9 protein-coding genes are annotated in these 12,294 nt (G+C 62.7%); 3 read left to right on the forward strand and 6 right to left on the reverse strand.

The window, feature by feature from the left end:
• Positions 1-40 precede the first annotated feature (40 nt).
• Positions 41-1,522 (forward strand): transporter permease, encoded by a 1,482-nt coding sequence (locus GM655_RS18965; protein WP_155436234.1) that lies wholly within the window; start codon positions 41-43, stop codon positions 1,520-1,522.
• Positions 1,523-1,554: 32 nt separating this feature from the next.
• A complete protein-coding gene (gene menC / locus GM655_RS18970) occupies positions 1,555-2,715 on the forward strand; it encodes an o-succinylbenzoate synthase (RefSeq protein WP_155436235.1) in 1,161 nt (386 codons plus the stop codon).
• A gap of 24 nt (positions 2,716-2,739) precedes the next feature.
• On the opposite strand, the gene GM655_RS18975 is transcribed toward menC, so the two are convergent.
• Positions 2,740-5,565, reverse strand: coding sequence for a M16 family metallopeptidase (locus GM655_RS18975; protein WP_371866893.1), 2,826 nt, complete (start codon positions 5,563-5,565; stop codon positions 2,740-2,742).
• A gap of 338 nt (positions 5,566-5,903) precedes the next feature.
• On the opposite strand from GM655_RS18975, the gene GM655_RS18980 reads away from it, so the two are divergent.
• Positions 5,904-6,443 carry an outer membrane beta-barrel protein gene (locus tag GM655_RS18980; RefSeq protein ID WP_155436236.1) on the forward strand — a complete coding sequence of 180 codons (540 nt, stop codon included), beginning with the start codon at positions 5,904-5,906 and terminating at the stop codon, positions 6,441-6,443.
• A gap of 73 nt (positions 6,444-6,516) precedes the next feature.
• Here GM655_RS18980 and GM655_RS18985 read toward each other — a convergent pair whose 3' ends face one another.
• The 5 genes from GM655_RS18985 to GM655_RS23260 all read right to left on the reverse strand — a co-directional run bounded on the left by GM655_RS18985 (position 6,517) and on the right by GM655_RS23260 (position 11,995).
• Entirely contained in the window at positions 6,517-6,990 is a 474-nt protein-coding gene (locus GM655_RS18985) for a GlcG/HbpS family heme-binding protein (protein WP_155436237.1), read from the reverse strand.
• Between the two features lie 133 nt (positions 6,991-7,123).
• Positions 7,124-8,983, reverse strand: coding sequence for a glycosyltransferase 87 family protein (locus tag GM655_RS18990; protein WP_155436238.1), 1,860 nt, complete (start codon positions 8,981-8,983; stop codon positions 7,124-7,126).
• Between the two features lie 3 nt (positions 8,984-8,986).
• On the reverse strand, positions 8,987-9,388 hold the full coding sequence (locus GM655_RS18995; protein ID WP_155436239.1) for a GtrA family protein: 402 nt from the start codon (positions 9,386-9,388) through the stop codon (positions 8,987-8,989).
• Complete coding sequence (locus tag GM655_RS19000; RefSeq protein WP_229632645.1) at positions 9,381-10,322, reverse strand: glycosyltransferase family 2 protein; 942 nt, start codon at positions 10,320-10,322, stop codon at positions 9,381-9,383. Before GM655_RS19000 ends, GM655_RS18995 begins: the two co-directional genes overlap by 8 nt.
• A gap of 71 nt (positions 10,323-10,393) precedes the next feature.
• A complete protein-coding gene (locus tag GM655_RS23260) occupies positions 10,394-11,995 on the reverse strand; it encodes a methyl-accepting chemotaxis protein (protein ID WP_155436240.1) in 1,602 nt (533 codons plus the stop codon).
• Between the last annotated feature and the right edge of the window lie 299 nt (positions 11,996-12,294).

Genomic DNA, 12,294 nt, shown 5'->3' on the forward strand with positions numbered 1-12,294 from the left:
CGCCTCCTTATTCAGCCTAGACTCCGCCGAGACCCTTGCCATGAGCAGTCCCGCTAGCCGCTTCAAAGTTCCCAACACCCTGATCATTCTGCTGTTCATCGCCCTGTTCGTGGCCCTGCTGGTGCCCTGGGTGCCGGCTGGCTATTTCGAAAAAGGCGTGGCCATCTCGCTCGATTCCTACCGCGTGGCCGAGCACAACATCCATATCGCGTGGTTCGCCAGCGGCAAAGAGGTCGGTCTGTTCAATGCGCCGTTCGAGGGCATGACCTCGGGCAGCCGCACCGGCTCGGCCATCGGCGTGATCGCCTTCATCCTGCTGGTGGGCGGCGCCTTCGGCGTCATCAACGCCAGCGGCGCGGTCGATCGCGGCCTGCTGCGCCTGATCGCCATCACGGGCGACCATCCGCGCCTGCTGCTGGGCAGCCTGTTCGCCGCCTTCGCGGCTGGTGGCGCCGTGTTTGGCATGGGCGAAGAAACCATTGCCTTTCTGGCCCTGCTGCTGCCGCTGATCCGGCGCATGGGCTATCCGCCCGAAGTGGGCGTGATGATGACTTATGTGGCCAGCCAGATCGGCTTCGGCACTTCGTGGATGAATCCTTTCGGCGTAGCGCTGGCACAGGGCATCGCCAACGTGCCGCTGCTGTCGGGCGCACCGCTGCGCATCGTGATGTTCGTAATCTTCGTCAGCACCGGCATTGCCTTCACGCTGTGGTACGCCGAGCGCCACCGCAAGCCGCAGCCATTGCCAGACCACGCTGCTGCGACGGACAACAGCGCCCCCGTTGACGCTCACGCCAGCGCCAGCACCGGCGCCGAGGCTGGCCAACCTGCCGCGCTGGCCAGCGCCAGCATGACCGCAGCCGACCGCCTTATCCTGGCCGGCATCGTCGCCACCATCATCTGGATCGTCTGGGGCGTGGTGGCGGCCGGCTACTTCATACCGGAAATCGCCACCCAGTTCGTCACGCTATGCTGCTACACGGCGCTGATCGCAATCTGCGCCAAACGCCTGACGGCCGATGGTGCAGCCGAAGCCTTCATCAACGGCGCCCAGCAACTGATGCCGGCCGTGCTGGTGATCTCCATGGCCAAGGGCATCGAGTATCTGCTGGGCGGCTCCAATCCGCACGCGCCTTCCGTGCTCAACACCTTCCTGCACAGCATGGGCACCATGCTGGAAACCTGGCCGCCGATCTTGGCGGCACAAGGCATGCTGGCCGTGCAGACGGCGTTTACGTTCGTGATCCACTCCGGCAGCGCGCAGGCGGCCATCAATATGCCGCTGATGGCCGGCCTGTCCGATCTGGTGGGCGTCACGCGCCAGACGGCCGTACTGGCCTATCAGTTAGGCAATGCCATGGCGAATATGAGCGTACCGACCGGCGCCATCCTGATGGCCACGCTCGGCGTAGCCGGTGTGCCATGGACGCGCTGGTTCGGCATCATCTGGCGCTTCCAGTTGCTGATCCTGCTCATGTCCATGGGCATGGTGGCATTTGCCGTACTGTATGGCTATAACTGATCTGCTGATTTTCGCTTAACTTCTGGCTCACCATGAATCCACACTATCTGCACTGCCCTGTTCCCGTTTCCCCCGCCGCGCAGGCGCGCGTGCCGGCGCTCGACCGGATCGACCTGATCACGGTACGCATCCCATACCTGCGGCCGTTCTCCACCAGCGTCCATACCTGGGCGGCCAAGGAAGCGTTGCTGCTGCGGCTCGAATCGGGCGGCGTGGTGGGCTGGGGCGAATGCGTGGCCGATCCCGATCCGTTCTACGCCAGCGAAACTACCCAGACGGTGCGGCATATCTTCAAGGATTTCCTGCTGCCGCTGCTCACGCCGGGCCAGACGCTGGCTGAATTGCTGGCTAGCTGGAGCCCTGTGCGTGGCCACGGCATGGCCAAGGCCATGCTGGAAAACGCCCTGCTCGATCTGATCGCACGCCAGCAGGGCGTGCCGCTGCACCAGTTGCTGGGACTGAGCCCACGCCCCATCCAGTCCGGCGTGGCGCTGGGCATACAGCCATCTATCGAAGCACTGCTGGAAGCCGTGAGCGATGCGCTGCGCCGCCCCTACCACCGCGTCAAGCTGAAGATCATGCAGGGCAAGGATGTGGAGTGGGTGGCGGCCGTGCGCGCTGCCTATCCCGATATCTCGCTGATGGCCGACGCGAATGGCGACTACGGGCTGGAACATGCGCCCATATTGCGCCAGCTCGATGCCTTCAATCTGACCATGATAGAACAGCCGCTGTCCTACAGCGACATCGTGCAGCACGCCGCGCTGCAGCAGCAACTGCGCACGCCCTTGTGTCTCGACGAATCCATCCATGACCTCGACGATGCGCGCTCGGCGCTGGCGCTCGATGCGGCACGCATCATCAATATCAAACAGGGACGGGTGGGCGGCATGATCGAATCGCTGCGCATTGCGGCGCTGTGCGAGCAGGCCGGTGTGGGCGTGTGGTCGGGCGGGATGGATGAAACAGGCATAGGCCGCGCCTTCAATATCCAGTTGCAGGCGGCAACGGGATTCACGCTGGCGGGCGATACGGCCGAAACGGCCAGCTACTTCAAGGAAGACATCGTCGACCAGCCGGTAGTGCTGGCCGACGATGGCTATATCGCCATGCCCATGGGGCCGGGCATAGGCGTCAACGTACTGGAAGAACGCGTGACGCGCTACACCCTCAACCGCGAGCGCATACGCTAGGACATGCGCTGCGGCTGATCCGGCTTAAGGCTTGGTGGCCGGTGCCGGTGCTGCGGCGGGAGCCGCAGCGGCGGCTTTGGCGAAGTCGCCCGCCTTGACCACCGAAATGGCTTCCGGCTTCAGGTTGGCGCGCAGCGCTTCGTTGACCTGTGCCAGCGTCAGCGCACTGACCTTGGCTTCCAGATCCTTCTCGAAGGCCATGGTACGGCCAAAGCTCAGATAGTTCGACAGGCGGTTAGCCAGACCGTTATCGCTGGTGCGGCTGACCTGCTGCGATTGCAGCCATGCCTTCTTGGCGTCGACCAGTTCTGCCTCGGTGAAGCCTTCCTTGAGTACCTTGTCGATTTCTTCGCGCAGCGCCGCTTCCACCTTGACGGTGTTCTGCGGTGCACTGATGGCGAAGGCCAGCCACAGACCGGCCGGATCACGCGACGGCACCGACAACTGCGAACCGATACCGTAAGACAGGCCTTCCTTCTGGCGGATACGGTCGGCCAGACGGCTGCGCAGCGCGCCGCCACCGAGCATATAGTTACCCATCAGCAGAGCCGGATACACGGCCGCATCATCCTTCAGCGGTACCGGCTGTATCGCCAGCAGCACGGAGTTGGCCTTGTCCGGCGTTTCCAGCGTCACCTGCTGGCCCGCCACCGGCTTCATTTCAGCAGGAATACGCACATAGGCCTGCTCGGCTTTCCAGTTGCCGAACAGTTTGGCCGCCTGTGCCTGCACCGCTGCCACATCGAAGTCACCCACTACCGACAGGCTGCCGGAGGCGGCCCCGTAATAAGCCTTGTGGAAGGCCTTGACCTGCTCCAGCGTCACGGCTTTTTCTTCCGCCAGTTGTTCCGGCAGCGTCTTCACATAGCGCACATGGCCCTGCGGGAAGGGGTTGGTCAGGCGGCGCATCGCCACGCTGGCCAGCGGCTGCGGTTCCGTCATCTGCTGCTCGGTTTCCGCAATCGATTCGCGCTGGCGCTCGGAGAAGTCCTTCTCGCTCAGGGCCGGATGCATCAGCGACTCGCCCAGCAGATCCAGCGCTGCCGCCAGATTCTCGCGCGTGGTAGTGACACTGGCCGTGATGCCTTCCGCACCACCGGAGACATTCACATTGGCTTTGAGCTTGTCGAAGCTATCCTTGACTTCCTGCCGCGACAGACGCGCAGTGCCGTCTATCAGCAGCGCCGCCGTCATTTGACCGATGGCTGCTTTGCCTTGCAGGCTAGCGGCAGTGCCCATGCGCAGATGCACAGTGGCGCTGACGGTATTGCCCTTGGTGCTCTTGGACAGCAGCGCCAGCTTCATGCCATTGGCCAGCGCGGAACGCTGCACACGCTGCTCGATATTGTCCGGGCTAGGGTCGAACACTTCGCCCTGCGCGATCACGGCGCGGCCCTTGTAGTCCTTGACCAGTGCCGCGATGTCCGGCGTTTTCGGCACTTCCGTGCGGTCGGCGCTGTCGGTCGGGATAAAGCGTGCCAGCGTACGGTTGGAGGCCTTCAGATACTTCACCGCAGCGGCCTGCACGGCAGCAGCATCGATGGCTTCCACCTGATCGCGACGCTGGTGGAACAGACGCCAGTCGCCGGCTGCCTGCGCCGTCGTCAGAGCGATGGTGAAGCGTGCCGTGTCATTGACGATCTGGTCGATTTCCTTGGCGATGGCCACTTTGGCGCGCGCCACCTCGGCGTCCGTAATCGGATTAGCCTTGATATCTTCCAGTGTCTTCAGCATGGCTTCTTCCACCGTTGCCAGCGATACTTCTTTCGGCACCACGGCGCCGAACAGATGGTAGCCCGGTTCCATCTGGTTGAGATCCATCTGGAGCACGTTAGAGGCCAGCTTGCTATCGACCAGCGCCTTGTGCAGACGACCACTCGGCGCATCGGTCAGAATTTTTCCCAGCACCTGCAGTGCGGCAGCATCAACGTGGCTGGCCGGTGCGACGTGGTAGCCGGTGGCCAGCAACTGGGTGCCGCCGCTGCGGCGAATGTTGACGAAGCGTTCGCCATCCTGGGTCGGTTCGCTGGTGTAGGTCGGCACCAGCACGCGGGCAGGCTTGCGGATCTTGCCGAACAATTCGTTAATCTGGGCCAGCACCTTGCTTTCATCGAAGCGGCCCGCCACCATCAGAATCGCGTTGTCAGGCTGGTAGTAGCGCTGGTAGAACGCGCGCAGACGATCGACGCTCACGCCTTCGATATCGGAGCGCGCACCGATGGTGGACTTGCCGTAATTGTGCCAGTCGAACGCCACCGCCATGGTGCGCTCCAGCGTGACATCGAGCGGATCGCTCTCGCCCTGCTCGAACTCATTGCGCACCACCGTCATTTCACCCTTCTGGGTCTTGTTATTCCACAGGTCGTCCTGGCTGATCGGCGAATTCACCATGCGATCGGCTTCCAGCGCCAGCATCTGCTTCAGATTGTCGTCATTGGCGGGGAAGGTGGCGAAGTAGTTGGTGCGGTCATACCAGGTGGTGCCGTTGAAGCGGCCGCCGATCTGGTTCAGCACTTCCACCGGCGACTTAGTGCCTTTCTTGATACCGAAGTTGGCGGTCGGCTTGAACAGCAGGTGTTCGAGCAAGTGCGCCATGCCCGTCTCGCCATAGTTCTCGTGGCGCGAACCGACCATGTAGACGATGTTGGTGGTCAGGGTAGGTTTGCTGGCGTCAGGGAACAGCAGCACGCGCAGGCCATTGGCCAGACGGTATTCGGTAATGCCTTCAACAGATGTGACTTTAACGGGCGCGGCCTTGGCAGCAGCAGCAGCGGCCGGTGCAGCCGTGGTGGTGGCAAACGCGGGCGACAGTATGCCGGCGCTGAGCATGATGGCAGTAATTAGCTTCACTCTTGATAGCCCCTGTAAGAAAGTTAAGATTGATGATTATATAACTGCAAATCATGTCCAGATGAAAATTCTTTCATACAGTTAGAAAGCTGGAAGAGCGCCGCTTACTTGGCCCGGCTGCCCATCCAGCCCAGCATCTGAGCGTGCTGATATAGATCAACTCACTTAACGTTCATACGCACTGCCTGCACGCTTTCGGTTGGTGCAGGTCCGCATAACTGACTTTTAACGCCCGATTTTTAGCGCTAGTGACAATTGTAGAGATTCGCAATTTATTCACTCATGTACTATCCGCCCGCTATGACAGCATCAGACCCACCCAGACAGAAAGCAGAAATATGTTAAAAAAAATAGTTGCCACCACCGTCCTGATCACGGCGGCAGGAATAGCCTGTGCACAAACCAGCCGTCCTGCAGGCAGCGGCGCATACCTTGGCGCGAGTTATGCGCGCGTGACCGTCAAGAACCTCATGAGCGCCGGGGATGATGTGTCGCCATCCACGCTGGGCGCCGTGTTCGGCTACGACTTCAACCAGCACGTCGCGCTTGAAGCCCGTGTGGCTGGCGGCGTCGGCAGCGACACCATGAACCTCATGGGTGCAGACTTCCACGTGAAATTCAACCGGCTGGCCGGCGTCTATGCCAAATGGAGCCAGCCTATCGATGAAGCCTTGTCCGTCTATGGCATATTTGGCGCCACCAGTGGCAAGGTCAAGGTCAGCCTGGGCAGCATCTCGGACTCCAGCTCCAAGAGCAGCGCCAGTTTCGGTGCTGGTCTCAGCTATCAGATCACGCATTCGAGCGCTGTTTCGATTGAATATGCGCGCCTGTATTCCGACGCCAATGCCCTCAGCGTCGCGACCCGCTTCAACTTCTAATCCCGTCCTGACTGGATCAGGTAGATAAGGCAGCGCAACCAGCAGGCGGCCACCAGATCGTGCGGTGGCCGCGCTAGCGGCTGGCCTCTACGCCGGCGCGGGCGATCTGCCCGTCCTGCGCGCTGGCGCCGCCGGACACGCCGATAGCACCGACCAGCTTACCGTTGAGCAGTATCGGTTCGCCGCCTTCTATCATCAGCAGATCGGGCAAGCTCAGTAGCGCATTGCGGCCACCGGCAATCCCATCCTCCAGCGCCTTGCTGGGACGACGCATCATGGCCGCCGTGCGGGCTTTCTGAAAAGCGAAGTTGGGGCTGGCCGTCATGGTGTCATCCAGCACTTCCAGATACACGGGCGTGCCATGGGTATCGACCACGGCGACCGCCACATTGAGCTTCAGCTTGCGTGCCTCAGCCACAGCGCCGGCAGCAGTCTTCTTGGCCAGTTCCAGTGTAATTGGTGCACCATAACTCGGTTGCTGGGCCGCAGCGGGCAAGGCCAGCAGCAGCGTCGAAAGCAGGGCTATGCAAGGACGAACGAACGACATCTCACACCTCCATAACGGGATAGGGAAGCAAGGAAAACTGCCGGTGAAACATTTCGTGCGAGCCAGACTATAACGCGCTTTCACACCACCGTGCCAAAAAACAGCCTAGCCGCCTGGGCCACCGATATTGCGCTCACGGCAGCCGCTGCACCGGGCACAGGCGGTAAGGATGGGCTTCCGTGCCCACATAGGCCGGATAGTTGCGGCAGCCGGCCGGCTGCAGGGCCAGCCCGTAATGGGCCAGATGCTGCTGCACTTCGGCCTGCAGCGCCCCGTCTTCGGCGGCCAGATCAAGCCGATACTGGGCCTGCAGCACCAGCGTGCAGGCCTGCCCTGACGCGGCGGCGTCCGCCGCTGCCAGCGTCTGCACTTCTACCTGAAAGCGTACTTTGCGCAGCCAGCCATCGAGCCGCGCACAGTCGGCCGCGCTGGCCGTCAGGCCCAGCGCACGGGCCAGCGCCAGCTTGCGATCAGCACCGCTCTGGCGGATGTTCACGGCAGCCGGCAGCATCACATAATGCTGGCCCGTGCGCGCTGCGGCCTGCGCTTGCAGGCGCTGCAGATAGGCCGGTGATTCGGGGAAGCCGCTGCCTATGGCCATGAAGGCGACTTCCGGCTGGAAGAAACGGGTCAGCCATGCCATCGGCGTGCGCACCATGTAGACCACGCTGGCCTGCGGCTGCGCCAGTTGCGGCGCTTCGGCGCGGAAGGCCTGCGCCGTCCAGCCGCCATGCCCCCAGGTGACGAACGGCAGTGTGTACAGCACGCACACAGCCAGCGCCCAGCCAGCCCAGCGCTGGGCCCGTGCCGCCGACATCAGCCCATGGCACAGCAGCCAGACCAGCAAGGGCGCCAGCAGCTCCAGCGGCACCAGATAGCGGTAAATACTGAACAGCTTCAGCCAGATCAGGTAGGCCAGCAGCACGAACACCAGCAGCACGCGCGCGGCCGGCGTCAGCGCGACCGGCATGCAGGCCATGTCAGGAGCAGTTTGCGTCGCCGTCACGCTGGCAGTGCGATAGCGGCACCACAGCAGACGCACGGCATATGCCACCAATAGCAGCATCAGCAGCGGCCAGATCAGCTGGCGCAACGGCACTTCGGCAATGCGGGCGATATCGCGCGTGAAGATGAAAGGCCAGAACAGTGCTTCCGTCAGGGTGTGCGGCAAATGGCCGATATCGAGCACGCCCAGCGGTGCCGCCAGCGGACTGCGGAAGATGTCATTAAACTGGGGGAATAACGGATTGCCATACAGCCGCCACATGCTGGCCCACCAGTAGCCGGCCGTGGCGGCCAGCCCGGCCAGCACGCCGACGCCGAACCACCAAGCCTGGCCGATGCGGCGCCAGAACGCTTGCGGCCACACCAGCAATGCCAGACACAGCGCCACCGCATAGTTGATATTGGTGAGTTTCAGCCCCGCCGCCGCGCCCATCAGCAAGCCCGCCAGCAGCAGTATGCGCACGCTGGCTGTCGCACCATGGCGCAGCAGCAGCGCCAATGCCCACAACAGCGGCAGCGCCGTCAGATTGTCACCCATGCTGTTGCCCAGCTCGGACAAAAAGCCCGCGCCCAGACAGCCCGCCAGCGCCAGCAGCAAAGCCACCCGCTGGCGCCCCGGCAGCAACTGGCGCGCCATCATCGAGAGCGGAATGAAGTTCAGCCCGTGCAGCCAGCCGAAGACAAAACCGGCCAGCGGCGCCGGCGCATAGCGCGTCAGCAGGTAGTACGGCAGATCGAGCAGCGGATTGAAATAACTCTGGAAACCGGCCGGCGAGAAATCGATGGCCAGCCGGCCGTTCAGCAGCGCATACGGGTTGTACAGGTGGTAGTTGCGCATATCCCAGCCATCATCCTGCCCGAGCAGCAGCGATTGCAGACCCAGCAGCAGCGGCACGATCAGCGCCGCATAGTAGGGCGCACGGGGATGGGACAAGATGGCGCTGCGGCGTACAAACCACGCCTCCAGCCGCTGGAACAGAGTCAGCACGGACTACTCCTGAGGTTTCTGGGTAAACACGAAATAACGCGCCGCGATGAAGTTCACCGACATGCCGGCCAGCGAGCCCACGGCCACGGCCAGCGCGGGCAGCCAGAAATGCGCGGGCAGGCTATGTACCAGCAGACTGGAAACGCCGTAGTTGACGGCGCCGCCGCCCAGCATCACGGTCAGGTAGCGCCACCACTCGCGCCACGCGCTGCTGCCGCTGGCAGCAAACGTGTAGCGCCGGTTCAGCCGCCAGGTCAGCCACACGGCGGACAGAAAAGACAGCACCCGGCCCGAATAGAAATTGGCACCGGCCAGCATGGCCAGATACAGCACGGCCACATCGGCCGCGCAGCCCAGCACACCGTTGAAGGCAAAGCGCAATAACTGCTGCAGATTGCTACGCATGGGGCGGCGCCAGCGCAACGGCCAGATAGGCAAAGCGCTTCTGCTCGATGCGCGCCTTGGTCACGGCATCGAGCACGATGCCGCACACAGCCAGCATCACACCGAACAGCATGAGGGCAGAACACAGCACGGCCGTGGGCAGGCGTGGCACCAGCCCTGTCTGCAGATAAGTCAGCACCAGCGGCCACGCCAGCACCAGCGACAGCAACGCGCAAGCGCTGGCCGCCAGCGTATAGAAGGCCAGCGGCTTTTCCGATTTGAACAGGCGGGCGATGGTGCCGAGGATGCGCCAGCCATCGCGATAGGTATTCAGTTTGCTGAACGAGCCTTCCGGCCGGGCGCCATAGCGGGTCGCTACTTCTGCCACGGGCATGCGCAATTCCAGCGCATGCACGGTGAGTTCCGTCTCGATTTCGAAGCCGGTGGAATGGGCCGCAAACGACTTCACGTAACGGCGCGAGAACACCCGGTAGCCGGACAGGATATCGGTAAAGCTGCGCCCGAACAGCGCTGTCACCACGCCCGTCAGCAGGGCATTGCCGAAACGGTGGCCGAAGCGGTAGGCCGCCTGCTCTTCGCTCACGCGGCTGCCCACCAGCATATCCAGCCCGTCGTCGAGCAGCCGCTGTACCAGCTGCGGCGCCACCTGCGCATCATAGGTATGGTCGCCATCGACCATCACATAGGCATCGGCTTCGACATCGGCAAACATGCGCCGCACCACACTGCCCTTGCCCTGTTCCGATACGTGGCGCACCAGTGCGCCGGCGGCACGGGCTATGCCGGCCGTGTCGTCCTGCGAATTATTATCGAACACATAGACCTGCGCCTGCGGCAGGCTGGCACGGAAGGCCTGCACCGTCGCGGCGATGGTAGCTGCTTCGTTATAGCAAGGGATCAGCACCGCGATACGGCGCATCGGCAAGGACGTCATAAGGGGACCAGTAGGAAAATGGCCCCCATTATATTTCGATTAAGCGGGGCGGCTCAACCACCGCCCCCGGCTCAGGCCTGCAGCAGCGCGCGCGCCGGTTGGCCCCGGCGGGCCGCTTGGGCGCCAGACTGCTCGAGCCGGAATGCCGCCACGGCCGCCGACAGGCGCTCGGCCTGCTCGTTCAACGATTGCGAAGCGGCAGCGGCCTGCTCCACCAGCGCGGCATTCTGCTGGGTCAGCGCATCGAGATCGCCGACGGCATGGTTAATCTGTTCGATGCCGGCTTCCTGCTCGCGGCCGGCCGAACTGATTTCCTGCATATTGGCGGCCACCTGCTGGATGCTACGGACGATATCCACCATGGTGCTGCCAGCCTCGCCCACCAGCGCACTGCCCGCATCGACCCGCTCCACCGAAGCGCTGATGAGGGCCTTGATATCCTTGGCCGCATCGGCGCTACGGTGCGCCAGGCTGCGTACTTCCGACGCCACCACGGCAAAGCCGCGTCCTTGCTCGCCGGCCCGCGCCGCCTCCACGGCGGCATTCAGCGCCAGGATATTGGTCTGGAAGGCGATGCCATCGATCACCCCGATAATATCGGCGATGCGGGTCGACGACGCGCGGATCTCGTCCATGGTGCTGACCACCTGGCCCACCAGTTGGCCGCCCCGTTCGGCCACCGTGGCCGCTTCGCGTGCCAGCTGGTTAGACTGCTGGGCATTCTCGGCATTGTGCTTGACGGTGGCAGTCAGCTCTTCCAGCGACGATGCCGTTTCTTCGATATTTGCGGCCTGGTTCTCGGTGCGGCGCGACAGGTCCAGATTACCGGCCGCGATTTCGCTCGACGCCACGGCGATGGTGCTGGCGCCGTCGCGCACTTCGCGCACGGTTACGGCCAGCTTGTCCTGCATGCCCTGCAGACCGCGCAGCAGCACGCTCATTTCATCCTGTCCCTGCACGTGGATATGGCCGGACAAGTCGCCCTCGGCAATCTGGCGGAAATGCCGCATCAGGCCTTCGATCGGGCCAAGAATGGAACGCAGCAGCGAAACTGAGCCGAGCACCATCATCAGCACCAGCAGCACGCCTATGCCGCCCGTCAGCCAGATTTGCAGCTGGTAATTCTTCTGGCTCGAGGCAAAATCTTTCTGGGTATTGGTCGACTGGAACTCGGTCAGCACCGTGGCCGCTTCCTGCAGCCGGGTAAAGCGCTCCACCATCACCGTCATGGTCAGCTGGACAGCCTTGTCCTTGTCGCCTGCACGCAGCGCGCTGATCAGCGGCTGCACACCCTGGTTCAGAAAGTCCTGACGCCGTGCCGTCATCTCGGCCGCCAGTGCCTGTTCCTGGGCATCGGCCGGCAGAGCCAGATATTCGGCCCATGCCGCATCCGACTGTTTCAGGTAATCGCTAGCACGCTGCAGCGTCTTCTCCGCATCGGCGCTGTCGGGATGCAGGGTGACCCGGTCGAGCGACAGGCGGGCACGCATGATGGCTATCTGCGCCTTGTCGATGGCCAGCGCCGACGGCATGGCATTGGTACTCACTTCACGCAGGTCACGGTTCACCGAGCGTAGCCCGGCGATCCCCATACCCCCTAGTAATACCGCTAGCAAACCAAGTACAACCATCACAGCGATCAGACGCTGACGGATAGAAAACCGACTCAACATATTTACTCCAGATTCAGACAGGAAGTGCAGGCTGACACACCGGGCAAGAGATGGGACCGGGCAGCACAATGCCGTATGAGTGAAGCTGACCTGCTGCGCCCACGGGGCAGACGGTGAACTCAGATCAGCGCGCAGAGCGGCGGGGATGGGGCCGGTGCGATTGTTTGACTAGCATTAGTATAGTTAATTTCCCTCTAGTTTCCAAGAAGCAATTGCAACATCCGGCCAGAGAAATTTTATGATAAGCTTTCTTCAGACGACCCCATCCCTGTCGCCCGTTCGTGCCTGCGCCCCGCCTG

Origin of the sequence: Pseudoduganella danionis (assembly GCF_009720775.1) — a bacterium.
GTDB classification, from domain to species: Bacteria; Pseudomonadota; Gammaproteobacteria; order Burkholderiales; family Burkholderiaceae_D; genus Rugamonas; species Rugamonas danionis.